We start from the raw sequence: 15684 nt of genomic DNA on the forward strand, positions 1-15684 counted from the left end.
CGCTCCTAGCGCGTGACGGGCAGGCCGAGGGCGGTCGCGGCGATCATGTCCCGCTGGATCTCGTTCGTGCCGCCGCCGAAGGTGAGGATCAGCGCCGACCGGTGCAGCCGCTCGATCCGCCCGGCCAGCAGCGCGCCCGGCGAGCCGTCGCGGACGACGGCGGCCGCGCCCAGCACCTCCATCAGCAGGCGGTAGGCCTCGATCGCGAACTCCGTGCCGTACACCTTCGTCGCCGACGCCTCCGCCGGGCCGAGCTCGCTCGCCGCGGCCGCCCAGGCGATCCGCCAGTTCCGCAGCTTCAGGTACTCCGCGCCGGCGTGCACCCGCGCGAGGTGCAGCCGCACCCATTCCTGCTCGAGGGCGCCGGTCTCCTTCGCCCACGTCAGAACGTCGGCGAGGGCCTTGCGGACGGGCGCCGACGAGGTCAGCGCGACGCGCTCGTGGTTGAGCTGGTTGGTGATCAGCGGCCAGCCCGCGTTCTCCTCGGCGACCCGCGCCGACACGGGCACGCGCACGCCGTCGTAGTACGTCGCGCTCGTCCCGGCGCCCGCGACCGTGCGCACCTTGGTCCACGAAAACCCGGGAGACGACGTCGGCACGATCAGGATCGACAGGCCGCGGTGCTTCTTCGCGCCGGGATCGGTGCGGACGGCGAGCCACACGTAGTCGGCGTACTCGATCAAGCTGGTCCACATCTTCTGCCCGGTGACGACGTACTCGTCGCCGTCGCGCACCGCGCGCGTCCGCAGCGACGCGAGGTCGGTGCCGGCCTCCGGCTCGGAGTAGCCGATCGAGAAGTGCAGCTCGCCCGCGGCGATCTTCGGCAGGTAGAACGCCTTCTGCTCGTCGGTGCCGTACCGCATGATGGTCGGCCCGACGGTGTTCACCGTCAGGAACGGGACCGGCACCCCGGCGATGGCCGCTTCGTCGGTGAAGATGAGCTGGTCGAGCATCGGCCGGCCCTGCCCGCCGTACTCCTTCGGCCAGCCGAGCGCCAGCCAGCCGTCCTTGCCCAGCTGCCGGACGATCTCCTTGTACGCCACGCCGTCGCCGTACTCGTCGCCCGCGCGGAGGCTTTCCCGCCGCTCGGGCGTCATCAGCTCGGCGAAGTACTCCCGGAGCTCCGCGGCCAGTGCCCGCTGCTCCGGTGTGTAGTCGATCCGCACCCGTCACCTCGATCCGGCGTTATAGTAGAACCTGTTCTAGTTGTACCAGGACTCACGCGGCGGAGGAAGCATGGAGATCGGGGTCGACCGTTCGCTCTGCGAAGCGAACGCGGTGTGCGTGGGGCTCGCGCCGGACGTCTTCGACCTGGACGACGACGAAGAACTCGTCATCCAGCCGGGCCCGGTGCCGGAAGATCAGATAGAACATGTTACAGATGCTGTAAAAAGCTGCCCTAAGAACGCCCTGTTCATAGCCGGTTAGCGGTGTTTACTCAGGGGCTTGCTCTCGACGAGAACAGATTCTACTGTAGGCCCGATCACCGGACTCGACGAGGAGGCCTCGCGTGAGCCTGACCGGCAGGACAGCGATCGTCACGGGCGCCGCCGCGGGGCTGGGACGGGCGGAAGCGCTCGCCCTGGCCGGGCAGGGCGCCACCGTCGTCGTCAACGACATCGGCGAGCCGAAGGACGTCGTCGAAGAGATCGAAGCCGCCGGCGGGAAGGCCGTCGCGGTCGCCGGCGACGTCGGGGAGCGGGCCACGGCGGACGCCCTCGTGGCCGCCGCGCTCGACCTCGGCGGGCTCGACATCGTGGTCAACAACGCGGGCGTGCTGCGCGACAAGATGCTGTTCTCGATGTCGGACGACGACTGGGACACCGTCCTGCGCGTCCACCTGCGCGGCCACTTCCTGTTGTCCCGCAACGCCGCCAAGTACTGGCGTGACAAGTCCAAAGAAGACGGACGGCCGGTGTACGGGCGGCTGGTCAACACCGCGTCCGAGGCGTTCCTCATCGGCTCGCCGGGCCAGCCCAACTACGCCGCGGCGAAGGCCGGCATCACCGCGCTCACCATGTCGGCCGCCCGCGGCCTGGCCAAGTACGGCGTCCGCGCGAACGCGATCTGCCCTCGCGCGCGGACGGCGATGACCGAGGGCGTGTTCGGGGCTCCTCCCGCCGAGGGCTCCGATCCGCTCTCGGTCGAGCACGTCGCCCCCTTCGTCGCCTACCTCGCCTCGCCCGCGGCCGAGCACGTCAACGGCCAGGTGTTCGTCGTCCACGGCGGCACGGTCGCCCTGGTCGGGGCCCCGCGGATCGAGCAGCGCTGGCGCCTCGACGAGCTCGAGACGTCGGTCAGCGCGTTCTTCGCCGAACGCGACCCCGGCCGGATGTTCGCCGCCACCGAGATCCTGGGAGAGTCATGAGGCTGGACGGGAAGATCGCCCTGATCACCGGCGCCGCACGCGGCCAGGGCGCCGCCGCCGCGCGCGCGTTCGTCGCCGAAGGCGCGAAGGTGCTGATCGCCGACATCCTCGACGACGAGGGCAAGCAGCTCGCCGCCGAGCTCGGGGAGCAGGCCGTCTACCAGCACCTCGACGTCGGCGACGAGGACGGCTGGGTGACCGCGGTCGAACGCGTGACCACGGAGTTCGGCGCGCCGAACGTGCTGGTCAACAACGCGGGGATCCTCCATTTCTCCGAGCTCGGCAAGACGAAGCTGGCCGATTACGAGCGCGTCATCCGGGTGAACCAGATCGGGGCGTTTCTCGGGATGCGCTCGGTCGTTGAACCGATGACCGCCGCCGGCGGTGGCTCCATCGTCAACGTGTCCTCTGTGGAGGGACTGGCCGGGATGCCCTACCTCGTCGCCTACACCGCGAGCAAGTTCGCGATCCGCGGGATGACCAAGGTCGCGGCGATGGAGCTCGGGAAGAAGCACATCCGGGTCAACTCGGTCCACCCCGGCGCGATCGACACGCAGATGGTCGAGACCGCCGCGGGCGGGCAGAAAGTCGACATGTCGTACGTGGGGAAGAAGGTCGCGCTCGGCCGCGTCGGGCAGCCCGAGGACGTCGCGAAGCTGGTGCTGTTCCTGGCCAGCGACGAAAGCGCGTACTGCACGGGAGCGGAGTTCGTCGCGGACGGTGGCGCCACGGCGTCGCACGCCCTCAACCTCAGTTTCTGACCGGGAGATCAGTTAACACCGCTAACGAAAATCGGGCACCGGGTATGGAGAACACTCGGAGGTCAGCGACGACCTACTGGGAGGTGTGGTGAGCGAGAGCACGGGCACGCTCCCGGGAACCGCGGCGCTGACCCAGGTGGGGCGCCTCGCGACGCTCTCGTGGGAGGTCCTGCGCGCGATCTTCAAGCGCCCCTTCCAGGCCCGCGAGTGGATCCAGCAGTGCTGGTTCTTCGCCAGTGTCACGATCCTGCCGACCGCGCTGGTGGCCATCCCGTTCGGCGCGGTGATCGCGTTGCAGCTCGGCTCGCTGACCGCGCAGATCGGCGCGCAGTCGTTCACCGGCGCGGCCAGCGCGCTGGCCATCGTGCAGCAGGCCAGCCCGCTGATCACCGCGCTGCTCGTCGCGGGCGCCGGCGGCAGCGCGGTCTGCGCGGACATCGGCGCGCGCAAGATCCGCGAAGAGATCGACGCCATGGAGGTCCTCGGCGTCAACCCGATCCAGCGCCTGATCGTGCCGCGCGTGCTCGCCGCGATGGTCGTTTCGGTGCTGCTGAACGGCTTGGTCAGCGTCGTCGGCGTGCTCGGCGGCTACTTCTTCAACGTCGTTCTCCAGGGCGGCACGCCCGGCGCCTACCTGGCCAGCTTCAACGCGCTGGCCCAGGTCCCGGACCTCTGGGTCAGCGAGATCAAGGCGCTGCTGTACGGCTTCGTCGCCGGGGTCGTCGCCGCGTTCCGCGGGCTGAACCCGCCGCCCGGGCCGAAGGGCGTCGGCGACGCCGTCAACCAGGCCGTGGTCATCACGTTCCTGCTGCTGTTCCTCATCAACGTCGTGCTCACCGCGATCTACCTGCGGATCGTCCCGCCGAAGGCCATGTGATGACGGCGGAGCCCCTGGACGACAACCGGACGCTCGAGTACATCGCGCGCCCGGGGCAGAGCCTGGAAGGCCTGGGCAAGCAGCTCGCGTTCGCCGCGAAGGCGCTCGCCTGGTCGCCGCGCACGATCCGCCGCTACAGCCGGGAAACGCTGCGGCTGCTCACCGAGGTCTGCTTCGGCACCGGCGGCCTCGCCGTCATCGGCGGCACGCTCGGCGTGATGATCGGGATGACGCTGTTCACCGGCCTCATCGTCGGTCTCCAGGGGTACTCCGCGTTGAACCAGCTCGGCACCGCCGCACTGACCGGGTTCATCTCCGCCTACTTCAACACCCGCGAGGTCGCGCCGCTCTCGGCCGGGCTCGCCCTGAGCGCGACCGTCGGCTGCGGCTTCACCGCCCAGCTCGGCGCGATGCGGATCTCCGAGGAGATCGACGCGCTCGAAGTCATGGGCGTGCCGAGCATGCCGTACCTGGTGACGACGCGCGTGCTCGCCGGCGTCGCCGCGGTGATCCCGCTGTACGCGGTCGGCCTGCTTTCGAGCTACCTCGCGTCCCGGCAGATCACCATCTGGCTCTACGGCCAGTCCGCGGGCACCTACGACCACTACTTCACGCTCTTCTTGCCGCCCGGCGACGTCCTGTGGTCGTTCGGGAAGGTGATCGTGTTCAGCGTGCTCGTGATCCTTTCCCATTGCTACTACGGCTTCACCGCCAGCGGCGGCCCGGCGGGCGTCGGCGTGGCGGTCGGCCGCGCGGTGCGGACGTCGATCGTGCTGATCTCGGTGCTGGACTTCTTCCTCAGCCTGGCGATCTGGGGCGCGAACACCACGGTGAGGATCTCCGGATGAGGCGCGAGCTCTGGCAGCGGCTCCGGTACCAGGTGCTGGGGCTGGCCTTCCTGCTCGTGGCCGCGCTGTTCATCGCGTCCACGCTCGCCGTCTACCACAAGGCCTTCACCCCGGTGACGCTGGTGAAGCTGGAGACCGACCGGGTCGGCAGCCAGCTGCGCACCGGCGGCGACGTCAAGGTCCGCGGCATGCTCGTCGGCGAGGTCCGCTCGGTGCTGGCCAAGGGCGACCACGCCGAGCTGGAGCTGGCGCTCGACCCGGACAAGACGAACGTGATCCCGAGGAACGTCTCGGCGCGGCTGCTGCCCAAGACGCTCTTCGGCGAGCGGTACGTCTCGCTGCAGCTCCCCGAGACATCGCAAGGCCCGATCAAGGCCGGCGACGTCATCCCGCAGGACCGCAGCAGCACGGCGATCGAGCTGCAGAAGGTGCTCGACGACGTGATGCCGCTGCTGCAGGCCGTGCAGCCGGAAAAGCTGTCGAGCACGCTGACGGCGGTGTCGACCGCGCTCGAGGGCCGCGGCAAGCAGCTCGGCCAGACCCTCGTGCAGCTGTCCGACTACCTCGGCAAGCTCAACCCGTCGCTGCCGGACGTCAAGGCCGACATCACCGGGCTCGCGAACGTCGCGGACACCTACGACAAGGCGGCGCCGGACCTGCTGCAGGCGCTGTCCGACCTCACGACGACCAGCCGGACGATCGTCGACCAGCGCGCGCAGCTGACCGACCTCTACGCCACCGTCACCGCGGCTTCGGTGGACCTGACCGGCTTCCTGCAGGTCAACAAGGACAACCTGATCCGGCTCACCACCGCGGTCCAGCCGACGCTTGACGTGCTCGCCAAGTACGCGCCCGAGTACCCGTGCTTGATGCGGCAGCTCGCCGAGTCGGTGCCGCGGGCGGAGCTGGCCTTCGGCAAGGGCACCGCGCACCCCGAGGTCAGCCGGGTCACCATCGAGTTCGCCGCCAGCCGCGGCAAGTACCTCCCCGGCGTCGACGAACCGAAGTACGAGGACAAACGCGGCCCGCGCTGCTACCCGAGCGTGCCGCACCCCGGGGTCTGGCCGCAGTACCCGCCCGACGGCGCGATCAAGGACGGCTCGAGCAAGCCCGCGCCGCCGAAGTCGCCGGGCGGCGAGCTGCCCGGCCCGGTCACCGCGGGCGGCGGTGCCGTCGGCGGTGACGGAACGATCGTCGGCTCGTCCTACGAGCGGGACCTGATCGACCTGCTCGCCTCGCCCGCGCTCGGGACGTCACCCGGCGACGTGCCGGGCTGGGCGGGCCTGATCGTGGGGCCGCTCTACCGCGGGGCGGAGGTGGAGCTGAAGTGAGGAGTTTCGTCCCGTCCCTGGTGAAGCTCGCGGTGTTCGCCGTCGTCACCGTGCTGCTCACCGGCGTCCTCGCGGCCACCATCGCGAACACCAACTTCGGCGAGACCTCCGGCTACCTGGCGAAGTTCACCGACGCGTCCGGCCTCAAGGAAGGCGACGACGTCCGCATCGCCGGGGTCAAGGTCGGCCAGGTCGACTCGATCGAGGTCGTCGAAGGCGAGCAGAACCTCGCCCAGGTGCGCTTCGACGTCGAGCACACCTACCGGCTGCCGGAGACGGTGACCGCGACGATCAAGTACCGCAACCTCGTCGGCCAGCGCTACCTCGCGCTCGGCACCGACGTCCCGGGCGACCGGGCACTCGCGGACGGCGGCACGATCCCGCCCGAGCGCACCAAGCCCGCGCTGAACCTCACCGTGCTGTTCAACGGCTTCAAGCCGCTGTTCAAGGCCTTGAGCCCGAAGGACGTCAACCAGCTCTCGGCCGAGATCATCAGCGTCTTCCAGGGCGAGGGCGGCACGATCACCAGCCTGCTGCAGCACACCGCGTCGCTCACCACCGCGATCGCGAGCAAGGACCAGGTGATCGGGCAGGTCATCGCGAACCTCAACACCGTGCTCGGCACGGTCAACGCCCACGGCCCGCAGCTCGGCGACCTCATCGAGCAGACCCAGAAGCTCGTCAGCGGGCTGGCCGAGCAGCGCAAGCCGATCGGCGACGCGGTCAGCGCGCTCGGCGACCTCGCGGTGTCCACGACGGGCCTGCTCGCCGACGCGCGCCCGGCGCTCAAGGACGACGTCGCGCAGCTCGGCGTGCTGTCGCAGCACCTCGGCGACTCGGGCGTGCTGCTCAACCACCTGCTCGAAGTGCTGCCGGGCAACCTGCAGAAGTTCACCCGGACCCTGAGCTACGGCAGCTGGTTCAACTACTACCTGTGCGGGATCACCGGCACCATCGGCATTTCGTCGCTCGACATCACGTTGCCGATCATCCCGATCCCGGGCACCCAGCGCGCGGAGAGGTGTGGTCCGTGAAACCGCTGAAGGAACGCAACCAGGCCGCGGTCGGCGCGGTCGCGCTCGTGCTGATCGTGCTCGTCACGGCCACGACGTACTTCTCCGACCAGCTCCCGTTCTTCGGCAACGGCACGACGTACTCGGCGTACTTCGGCGAGTCCGCCGGGCTGGCGCCGGACAACGAGGTCGAGGTCGCCGGGGTGAAGGTCGGCACGGTGTCGTCCGTGACGCTCAAAGGCAAGCAGGTGCTGGTCAAGTTCCGCGTCAAGGACGTCCGGGTCGGCGACGCGACCACCGCGTCCATCGAGATCAAGACGCTGCTGGGGGAGAAGTACCTCGCGCTCGACCCGAAGGGCGGCGGCGCCCAGGAACCGGACGCGACGATCCCGCAGGCCCGCACGCGCACGCCGTTCCAGCTGCAGGACGCCTTCGAGCAGCTGTCGACGACGGTCGGCGACATCGACACGAAACAGCTCGCGGACAGCTTCAACGCCCTTTCCGACAGCCTCAAGGACAGCCCGCAGTACCTCAAGGACACGCTGACCGGCCTGTCCTCGCTGGCCAAGACCGTGTCCTCCCGCGACAACGACCTGCACACGCTGCTGGCGAACACCAGCCAGGTGTCGAAGACGCTCTCCGACCGCAACGCCCAGCTGCAGCGCGTGATCAGCGACGGCAACCTGCTGCTCACCGAGCTGCAGAACCGCAAGACCGCGATCCACGCGCTGCTCACCGGCACCCAGCAGCTCTCGCAGCAGCTGTCCGGGCTCGTCGCGGACAACCGCGCGCAGCTCAAGCCGACGCTGGACAAGCTCGGGAAGGTGACCGACATCCTGCAGCGCAACCAGGGCAACCTCGACCAGAGCCTCAAGCTGATGGCGCCGTTCGCCCGCGTCGGCGCGAACGCGACCGGCAACGGCCGCTGGTTCGAGGGCTACCTGTGCGGGCTGCTGCCGCCGACGATCACCGCCGCCGGGCTGCACATCAACCCCGAAGGCTGCACCCCGCCGATCGCGGCGCCGAACCAGGGGGTGGGCGGCCGATGACCATCCGGACCTACCGCGGGCGCAGCCTGGTGACGTGGCTGGCGTTCGCCTGCGTCCTGGCGCTGGTCGTCACCGCCGGGCTGTGGCTGGTGTTCCGCGCCTCCACCGGCACGACGCTGTCGGCCTACTTCGGCAAGACCGTCGGGCTCTACGCGGGCTCGTCGGTGCGGGTGCTCGGCGTGCCGGTCGGGCAGGTCACCGGCGTCACGCCGCAGGGCGACGCGGTGCGCGTGGACATGCGCGTCGACGACGTGCAGCTGCCGGCCGACGTCGGCGCGGTCGTCGTCGCGCCGAGCCTGGTCAGCGACCGGTACGTCCAGCTGACCCCGGCCTACGACAGCGGCCCGACCCTGGCCACCGGCACGGTGCTGGCGAAGGACCGCACGGCGACGCCGGTGGAGCTGGACGACCTGTACTCCAGCCTGGACAAGCTCTCGACGGCGCTCGGTCCGAACGGCGCCAACAAGGACGGCGCGCTGTCCGGCGTCCTGGACACCGCCGCGAACACGTTGAAGGGCAACGGTGCTTCGCTGAACTCGACGGTCGGGCGGCTCGCCGACCTCGCCAAGACCCTCGACGGCTCGAAGGACGACCTGTTCTCGACCGTGCAGAACCTCAACTCCTTCACCGGCGCCCTGGCCCAGAGCGACCAGCAGCTCAACGAGTTCTACGGCCGCGTCGCCGACGTCAGCCAGTTCCTCGCCGCCGACTCCTCCGACGTCGGGGCCGCGCTGCAGTCCCTCGGCGGGGCGCTCGGCGACGTCCAGCAGTTCGTCAACGACAACAAGGGCGCCCTGGAGTCCAATGTGGACAAACTGGCGTCGTTGTCGAAGGTGCTGGTCGACCAGCGGGCCTCGCTCGCCGAGGTGCTCGACATCGCGCCGACCGGCGCCACCAACTTCATCAACTCCTACGACGCGGCGTCGGGCACGATCGCCGTCCGCGACAACCTCAACGAGCTCACCAACCCGCCGATCCTCACCGTGTGCCGGCTGATCAGCGCGGGCACGCCGAAGGAGGTCCCGGACACGCTGGGGAACATCTGCAAGCAGCTCGCCCCGGTGCTCGACGGGGCGTTGAAGCTGCCGACGATCCCGCAGGTGCTCAACTCCCTGCAGAACGGCACCCTCCCGCCGCTGCCGCTCCCGCTCGTCGACGTGATGGAGCAGCTTTCGGGAGGTGCGAAGTGAAGCGGCGGCAGCGGGTCGCCGGGGTGCTGGCCGGCGTGCTCGTGCTCGCCGGCTGCAGCGACGGCGGGTTCAACGGCCTCTACGGCACGCCGCTGCCGGGCGGCGCCGACGTCGGTGACCACCCCTACCGCGTCACCGCGCTGTTCACCGATGTGCTCGACCTGGTGCCGCAGTCCAGCGTCAAGGTCAACGACGTCGCGGTCGGGCGGGTCGACAAGATCACCCTGACGCCGGACACGCGGTCCGCGCTGGTCGCGATGACCGTCAACGGCGACATCGCGCTGCCCGCGAACGCCCACGCCGAACTGAAGCAGTCTTCGCTGCTGGGTGAGAAGTTCGTCGAGCTGAGCGTGCCCACCGCCGAGCCGGCCACCGGGAAGCTCGCCGACGGCGCGCAGATCCCGCTCGGGCGCACCAACCGCAACCCCGAGGTCGAGGAGGTGCTCGGCGCGCTTTCCCTGCTGCTCAACGGCGGTGGCGTCGAGCAGATCCAGAAGATCAGTCACGAGCTCAACGACGCGCTGTCGGGCAACGAGCCGGAGATCCGCGCGCTGCTGTCGCGAGTGGACGAACTGGCGACCCAGCTGGACGGGCACCGGACCGAAATCCTCCGCGCGATCGACGGGCTCGGAAAGCTGTCGAAGACGTTGACGGGCCAGACGCAGAACCTGTCGAACGCGCTCGACTACCTCGCGCCGGGCCTGAAGATCGTCACCGACCAGCGTGACCAGCTCGTCGGCATGCTGAACGCGCTGAAAACGCTCTCCGGCGTCGCCACCGACACCGTGACGAAGAGCCGCGACCAGCTCGTCGCGAACCTCAAGGCGCTGCAGCCGACGCTGACCAAGCTCGGTGAGGCCGGGTCCGACCTGCCGAACGCGCTGCAGATCCTGCTCACCTACCCGTTCCCCGACTACGCGGGCAACGTGATCAAGGGCGACTACGCGAACGTCGAGGCGAACGTGAACCTCGACCTGGACACGCTCATCCAGAACTTCACGAACTCGTCGCAGCCGCCGATCGCGCTGCCGAACGGGATCGGCGGTGGCCAGCCGGCCGTCGCGCCGCCGTTGCCGCTGCCGGACCTCGGGTCGCCGGGGCAGACCGGGGGCACCGGGCTGCTGGGCGGCCTGCTCGGGCTGGTCGGGGGCGGGAAATGACCACGCGCAAGGTCCGCATCCAGCTGTTCGCGTTCGTCGTCATCGCGGTGGTCTCGGTCGTCTACGCGGGCGGCCGGTACGCCGGGCTGGACCGGCTCTTCGGCAGCCGCGGGTACGTCGTCACCGCGCAGCTGACCGACTCCGGCGGCATCTTCGTCAACTCCGAGGTCGCCTACCGCGGGGTCACGGTCGGGCGCGTCACCGGGATGACGCTGACCGAGCACGGTGTCGACGTCGCGCTCGACATCGACTCCGGCGCCCCGGACATCCCGGCCGACGCGCACGCGCAGGTGGCGAACCGGTCGGCGGTGGGGGAGCAGTTCGTCGACCTGCTCCCGCAGCACGACGGCGGGCCGTTCCTGACGGACGGGTCGGTGATCACCGCGGACCGGACGTCGCTGCCGCCCTCGCCGGACACCGTGCTGACCCACCTCGACGACCTGGTCGCGAGCGTGCACCCGGATTCGCTGCGGACGGTCGTCGACGAGACGTACAACGCGTTCGCCGGTGCGGGGCCGGAACTGCAGCAGCTCCTGGACAGCACGAGCTCGCTGACGTCCGTGGCCACGCAGTACATCCCGCAGACGCAAGGCCTGCTGGCGAATTCCCGGATCGTGCTGGACACGCAGGAGCGGCAGGCGGCGAACATCACCGACTTCGCGAGCGGGTTGAAGACGATCGCGGGGCAGCTCAAGACGTCCGACCCGGACCTGCGGCGGGTGATCGCGCAGGCGCCGCAGCTGAGCCGGCAGATCAGCGACGTACTCGCCGCGTCCGGTACGGACCTCGGCGTGCTGTTCGCCAACCTGCTGACCACCGCGCAGATCACGACGTCGCGCAAGGACGCCATCGAGGAGCTGCTGGTGGCGTACCCGATCATCTCGGCGTTCTCGCCGTCGACGTCGCCGGACGGCACCGGGCACCTGGGTGTGGTGCTGAACTTCTTCGACCCCGCTTCGTGCACGAAGGGCTACGAAGGCACGAAGCAGCGTCCGGCGAACGACGAGACCGAGGCGCCGGTGAACATGAACGCGTACTGCGCCGAGCCGCCGGGCAGCCCGACCGGGGTCCGCGGTTCGCAGAACGCGCCCTACGCGGGCAAGCCGCCGGCCATCCCGGCCGCCCCTTCGCAGACCGCGTCGGCACCTCAGCAGGCCCAGCTGCCGGGGATGCTGAGCCTGCTGACCGGGCCGTCGGCGGGTGGGCTCGGCAAGCTGCTGGGCGCGCCGTGAAGGTTTTGGTCGTCGCCGCGGTGCTTTCCGTGCTGGCGGCTTTGGGCGCCGGCTACGCGTGGTGGCGGGCCGCTTCGGACGACTCGGCCGCTCGTGGCCGGGAGCGCGACGCGGTGCTGGCGGCGGCGGGCCCGGAGCTGGTCACGTTGAACACGATCGACTACCGCTCGGCGGGCGCGGACGTGGACCGCTGGATCGCGGCGACGACCGGGCAGTACGGAAAGGACCTTTCGGGCGATCGGCAGGTGCAGATCGACCGGGCGACGACGGCCAAGACGGTCTCGACGGCGTCGCTGGTCCAGGCCGCGGTGACGGAGATCGACGTCTCCCGAGGGGCGGCGCGTCTCTTGGCGGTGCTGGACGTCCGGGTGTCGACCGGCGGCGCGGCGGTGACACCCCGCTTGAACCGGCTCACGGTGGACGTTTCGCGCGCTCCGGACGGCTGGAAGATCGCGGGAGTCCAGGCGGCGGGCTCATGAGGCGAGTGCCGGCGGCGGTGATCGTGGTGGCGCTGGGCCTCGCGGTGTGGTTCGGCATCGAGACGGCTTCGCTGTCCCCGGGCGACAACCAGGCGCTGGTCGATCCGGCGGCGACTTCGGCGGTGTCGTCGGAGGTGAGCGACGCGGTGAAGGCGGTGTTCTCGTACGACTACGCGAACCTGGCCCGCACCGAGCGGGCGGCATCGGAAGTGCTGACGGGGGAGGCGGTCGGCCAGTACCGCGCCCAGTTCGCTTCGGCCCGCACCCGGGCGACAGCGGAGAAGCTGGTCCGGACGACGACGGTCCGGGCGGTGGGGGTGCGGACGCTGGTGGGCGACGACGCTTCGCTGCTGTTGTTCCTGGACCAGCAGACGGTGACCCAGGGCGGGGGAGCGCCGTCGTCGTCGGTGGCCCAGCTGGCGGTGACGGCCAAGCGGATCGACGGCCACTGGAAGCTCACGACGCTGACGGCTCTCTAGCCGTCCCAGACCGTCGCGCCCTGCCTCAGCACCTCCACACCGGACTCCGACGCGACCGGCCACATCTCGACCACGTACCGGTAGTGCTCGCCGAACTCGTGGTCGTTCCAGTCGGTGTCCGGCGGTCCGGCGGGCACGTACGAAACCCGTGCCCGGTAGAGCCCGGGCAGCACCGAAAAGAACTTTTCCTGCGACGGGTAGTCGGCGGGTCCGGAAATCACGAGTTTCCCGCTCGGAACCGGAAGATCCGCTTCCACGACGTGTTCCGCGTCGGCCGGCAAAGCGGGCGCCGAGGGCAGCAGGGTCACCGAAGACTCCACCAGGTCCGAACGCGCCGTGGCGATCGCGATGCCGCCGGGCTCCGCCCCGATCCGGTGGTCGACGGCCTCGGAAGTCCAGCCGCTGCCGTCGAGCCGCGCGAAGGAATCCCGGATCGAGAACTGCCGCTGGTCGGCGTGGACGACGAGGTGCACACCAACCACCCTAGCCAGGACCCGCCCCGAAATGGTATCGACGCCGGGTTTAGCGTTGACGCCATGACCACTGCTTCCGTCGACGTCGACACTGCCCGCCGAGACTATGCGGCCCTGGTCGACCGAGGCCTCTCCCTCGACATCACCCGTGGCAAGCCCTCGCCCCAGCAGCTCGACCTCGCGAACGGCCTGCTGACCCTCCCGGGCGACGGCACCTTCAAGGCCGAGGACGGCACCGACGTCCGCAACTACGGCGGCCTCAAGGGCCTGCCGGAGCTGCGCCGCATCTTCGCGGGCGCCCTGCAGGTCCCGGCCGAGCAGCTGCTCGCCGCGGGCAACTCCAGCCTCGAGCTGATGCACGACGCCGTCGTCCAGGCGATGCTGAGCAAGCTCCCCGGCGCCGAGCGCCGCTGGGCCGACGAGCCGAGCCTGAAGTTCCTCGCGCCCGTCCCGGGCTACGACCGCCACTTCGCGCTCACCGAGCGCTTCGGCATCGAGCTCATCCCGGTGCCGATGACCGACCAGGGCCCCGACATGGACGTCGTCGAGCGGCTGGTCGCCGAGGACAGCGCGGTCAAGGGCATCTGGTGCGTGCCGAAGTACAGCAACCCCACCGGCATCACGTTCGGTGACGACGTCGTGAAGCGGCTCGCCACCATGACCACCGCGGCGCCCGACTTCCGGATCTTCTGGGACAACGCCTACGCCGTGCACCACCTGACCGACGACGAGCCGGAGCTCGCCGACATCCTGGCCCTGGCCACCGAGGCCGGCCACGCCGACCGGGTGTTCGTCTTCGGTTCGACCTCGAAGATCACCTACGCCGGTGCCGGTGTCGGCTTCTTCGGCGCGTCCGTGGCCAACCTCGCCTGGTGGGTCGGCAACATCGGCAAGCGCACCATCGGCCCGGACAAGGTCAACCAGCTGCGGCACGCCCTCTTCCTGAAGGACGAGGACGGCGTCCGCGCGCACATGCGCAAGCACGCCGAGATCATCGGCCCGAAGTTCGAGGCCGTCGACCGCATCCTCACCGAGGAGCTGTCGGACCTCGCGTCCTGGACCAAGCCGACCGGCGGCTACTTCGTGTCGCTGACCGTGCCGGAGGGCACCGCGAAGGAGGTCGTGCGGCTGGCGAAGGAAGCCGGCGTCGCGCTGACCCCCGCCGGGGCGACCCACCCGCACGGCGACGACCCGGCCGACGCGGTCATCCGCATCGCGCCGACGTTCCCGGTGCTCGCCGACGTCGAGGAGGCCGTCCGCGCGCTGGCCGTGTGCGTCCGGCTCGCCGCGGCCGAACGCTCCTGACCTGCGGAAACGAAATGGGGAAGAACTTTTTCCCGATTTGACCGAGCCGGGGGCCGTCCAGGTACGTATGACCGGTGGGTGAGGTGGACGAACTCGTCACGAGAGGACGTCCCCCGTGTTCGGAAAACGCTACACGCGGCAGCTGATCGAGCGCAGCGCGGAGAACGCCACCGACCGCCGCCGCTTCCTCAAGGCTGCGGGAGCGGCGGGGCTCGGCGTCGCGGGCGCCGGTGCGCTCGGTACAGCGCTGTCGCTGGGTCTCGGCTCGGCCGGGGCCACTTCGCAGTACCCGCAGCAGAACGCCGCGGACGCCGCCGCCAGCGACGCCGCGGTGCTGAACTTCGCGCTCAACCTGGAGTACCTCGAGGCGAACCTGTACTCGTTCGCCGTCTACGGCTACGGGCTGAACGAGAAGTACGTCAACGGCGTCGGCAACCTCGGCAAGGTTTCCGGCGGACACGCCGTGAAGTTCAAGAGCGAGCACACCAAGCAGATCGTCCAGGAGATCGCCGGCGACGAGGTCGCCCACGTGACGTTCCTGCGCAAGGCGCTCGACAAGGCCGCCGTCGCGCAGCCGGAGATCGACTTCCAGAACAGCTTCACCGCCGCCATGCAGGCCGCCGGGGTCATCAAGGAAGGCCAGACCTTCGACCCGTTCGCGAGCGAGAACAACTTCCTGCTCGCCGCGTTCCTCTTCGAGGACGTCGGCGTGTCGGCCTACAAGGGTGCGGCGCCGCTGGTGAACAACAAGACGTTCCTCGACGCGGCGGCGGGCATCCTCGCGGTCGAGGCCTACCACGCGGGCATCGTGCGCGGTCAGCTGTTCGAACGCGGTCTCGGCGACATCACGAACAAGATCTCCGACGCCCGCGACAGCCTCGACGGCAAGGCCGACGACGACGAAGGCGTGCTCAAGGACGGCAAGGCGAACCTCGTCCCCGCGGACGCGAACGGCATCGCGTTCGGCCGCTCCGCCGACCGCGTGCTCAACATCGCCTACCTCAACCCGGACAAGGTGAACTCGGGCGGCTTCTACCCCCGGGGCCTCAACGGCGACATCGCCGCCAGTGGCGCCAAGGAGTGAGCGCCGCGTGCCGCCGTCACGGTAACGTCGGGGAC

General features: G+C 69.9%; 17 protein-coding genes. 15 read left to right on the forward strand and 2 right to left on the reverse strand.

Features of this window, described 5'->3' with window-relative positions; all coding sequences use genetic code 11:
* Positions 1 to 5: 5 nt before the first annotated feature.
* Complete coding sequence (locus QRX60_RS25835) at positions 6 to 1166, reverse strand: acyl-CoA dehydrogenase family protein (protein WP_286003354.1); 1161 nt, start codon at positions 1164 to 1166, stop codon at positions 6 to 8.
* Between the two features lie 70 nt (positions 1167 to 1236).
* Here QRX60_RS25835 and QRX60_RS25840 point away from each other — a divergent pair, with 70 nt between their 5' ends.
* From QRX60_RS25840 to QRX60_RS25900, 13 genes are all read left to right on the forward strand, one after another.
* Positions 1237 to 1428 (forward strand): ferredoxin, encoded by a 192-nt coding sequence (locus tag QRX60_RS25840; protein WP_286003355.1) that lies wholly within the window; start codon positions 1237 to 1239, stop codon positions 1426 to 1428.
* Between the two features lie 82 nt (positions 1429 to 1510).
* Positions 1511 to 2368, forward strand: coding sequence for a 3-oxoacyl-ACP reductase (locus tag QRX60_RS25845; protein WP_286003356.1), 858 nt, complete (start codon positions 1511 to 1513; stop codon positions 2366 to 2368).
* Entirely contained in the window at positions 2365 to 3129 is a 765-nt protein-coding gene (locus tag QRX60_RS25850; protein WP_286003357.1) for a glucose 1-dehydrogenase, read from the forward strand. The genes QRX60_RS25845 and QRX60_RS25850 overlap by 4 nt, the downstream gene beginning before the upstream one ends.
* A gap of 88 nt (positions 3130 to 3217) precedes the next feature.
* The gene (locus QRX60_RS25855; RefSeq protein ID WP_086674213.1) at positions 3218 to 4006 is read left to right on the forward strand and encodes an MlaE family ABC transporter permease; all 789 of its coding nucleotides are present in this window, start codon (positions 3218 to 3220) and stop codon (positions 4004 to 4006) included.
* Positions 4006 to 4854, forward strand: coding sequence for an MlaE family ABC transporter permease (locus QRX60_RS25860; protein WP_286003358.1), 849 nt, complete (start codon positions 4006 to 4008; stop codon positions 4852 to 4854). Before QRX60_RS25855 ends, QRX60_RS25860 begins: the two co-directional genes overlap by 1 nt.
* Positions 4851 to 6185 carry an MCE family protein gene (locus QRX60_RS25865; protein ID WP_286003359.1) on the forward strand — a complete coding sequence of 445 codons (1335 nt, stop codon included), beginning with the start codon at positions 4851 to 4853 and terminating at the stop codon, positions 6183 to 6185. The genes QRX60_RS25860 and QRX60_RS25865 overlap by 4 nt, the downstream gene beginning before the upstream one ends.
* Positions 6182 to 7219 carry an MCE family protein gene (locus QRX60_RS25870; protein ID WP_286003360.1) on the forward strand — a complete coding sequence of 346 codons (1038 nt, stop codon included), beginning with the start codon at positions 6182 to 6184 and terminating at the stop codon, positions 7217 to 7219. The genes QRX60_RS25865 and QRX60_RS25870 overlap by 4 nt, the downstream gene beginning before the upstream one ends.
* Positions 7216 to 8247 (forward strand): MlaD family protein, encoded by a 1032-nt coding sequence (locus tag QRX60_RS25875; RefSeq protein ID WP_286003361.1) that lies wholly within the window; start codon positions 7216 to 7218, stop codon positions 8245 to 8247. The genes QRX60_RS25870 and QRX60_RS25875 overlap by 4 nt, the downstream gene beginning before the upstream one ends.
* Positions 8244 to 9437: an MCE family protein gene (locus QRX60_RS25880; RefSeq protein ID WP_286003362.1), complete on the forward strand. Its 1194-nt coding sequence runs from the start codon at positions 8244 to 8246 to the stop codon at positions 9435 to 9437. The genes QRX60_RS25875 and QRX60_RS25880 overlap by 4 nt, the downstream gene beginning before the upstream one ends.
* Complete coding sequence (locus QRX60_RS25885) at positions 9434 to 10597, forward strand: MCE family protein (protein WP_286003363.1); 1164 nt, start codon at positions 9434 to 9436, stop codon at positions 10595 to 10597. The genes QRX60_RS25880 and QRX60_RS25885 overlap by 4 nt, the downstream gene beginning before the upstream one ends.
* Positions 10594 to 11829: an MCE family protein gene (locus tag QRX60_RS25890; RefSeq protein ID WP_286003364.1), complete on the forward strand. Its 1236-nt coding sequence runs from the start codon at positions 10594 to 10596 to the stop codon at positions 11827 to 11829. The genes QRX60_RS25885 and QRX60_RS25890 overlap by 4 nt, the downstream gene beginning before the upstream one ends.
* Positions 11826 to 12308 (forward strand): hypothetical protein, encoded by a 483-nt coding sequence (locus tag QRX60_RS25895; protein ID WP_286003365.1) that lies wholly within the window; start codon positions 11826 to 11828, stop codon positions 12306 to 12308. The genes QRX60_RS25890 and QRX60_RS25895 overlap by 4 nt, the downstream gene beginning before the upstream one ends.
* The gene (locus QRX60_RS25900; RefSeq protein ID WP_286003366.1) at positions 12305 to 12787 is read left to right on the forward strand and encodes a hypothetical protein; all 483 of its coding nucleotides are present in this window, start codon (positions 12305 to 12307) and stop codon (positions 12785 to 12787) included. Before QRX60_RS25895 ends, QRX60_RS25900 begins: the two co-directional genes overlap by 4 nt.
* On the opposite strand, the gene QRX60_RS25905 is transcribed toward QRX60_RS25900, so the two are convergent.
* Positions 12784 to 13260: a hypothetical protein gene (locus tag QRX60_RS25905; RefSeq protein ID WP_286003367.1), complete on the reverse strand. Its 477-nt coding sequence runs from the start codon at positions 13258 to 13260 to the stop codon at positions 12784 to 12786. The genes QRX60_RS25900 and QRX60_RS25905 overlap by 4 nt on opposite strands.
* 63 nt (positions 13261 to 13323) lie before the next feature.
* On the opposite strand from QRX60_RS25905, the gene QRX60_RS25910 reads away from it, so the two are divergent.
* On the forward strand, positions 13324 to 14565 hold the full coding sequence (locus QRX60_RS25910; protein WP_286003368.1) for an aminotransferase class I/II-fold pyridoxal phosphate-dependent enzyme: 1242 nt from the start codon (positions 13324 to 13326) through the stop codon (positions 14563 to 14565).
* Between the two features lie 115 nt (positions 14566 to 14680).
* Entirely contained in the window at positions 14681 to 15649 is a 969-nt protein-coding gene (locus tag QRX60_RS25915) for a ferritin-like domain-containing protein (RefSeq protein ID WP_286003369.1), read from the forward strand.
* The last annotated feature ends 35 nt before the right edge of the window (positions 15650 to 15684 follow it).

The sequence above is a fragment of the Amycolatopsis mongoliensis genome (genome assembly GCF_030285665.1).
In the GTDB taxonomy this organism is placed as follows: Bacteria; Actinomycetota; Actinomycetes; order Mycobacteriales; family Pseudonocardiaceae; genus Amycolatopsis; species Amycolatopsis mongoliensis.

Coding starts and splice junctions, on each gene's coding strand:
- QRX60_RS25840 (WP_286003355.1), top strand. CDS start 1,237: ATGGAGATCGGGGTCGACCGTTCGCTCTGCGAAGCGAACGCGGTGTGC.
- QRX60_RS25850 (WP_286003357.1), top strand. CDS start 2,365: ATGAGGCTGGACGGGAAGATCGCCCTGATCACCGGCGCCGCACGCGGC.
- QRX60_RS25860 (WP_286003358.1), top strand. CDS start 4,006: ATGACGGCGGAGCCCCTGGACGACAACCGGACGCTCGAGTACATCGCG.
- QRX60_RS25865 (WP_286003359.1), top strand. CDS start 4,851: ATGAGGCGCGAGCTCTGGCAGCGGCTCCGGTACCAGGTGCTGGGGCTG.
- QRX60_RS25880 (WP_286003362.1), top strand. CDS start 8,244: ATGACCATCCGGACCTACCGCGGGCGCAGCCTGGTGACGTGGCTGGCG.
- QRX60_RS25890 (WP_286003364.1), top strand. CDS start 10,594: ATGACCACGCGCAAGGTCCGCATCCAGCTGTTCGCGTTCGTCGTCATC.
- QRX60_RS25900 (WP_286003366.1), top strand. CDS start 12,305: ATGAGGCGAGTGCCGGCGGCGGTGATCGTGGTGGCGCTGGGCCTCGCG.
- QRX60_RS25910 (WP_286003368.1), top strand. CDS start 13,324: ATGACCACTGCTTCCGTCGACGTCGACACTGCCCGCCGAGACTATGCG.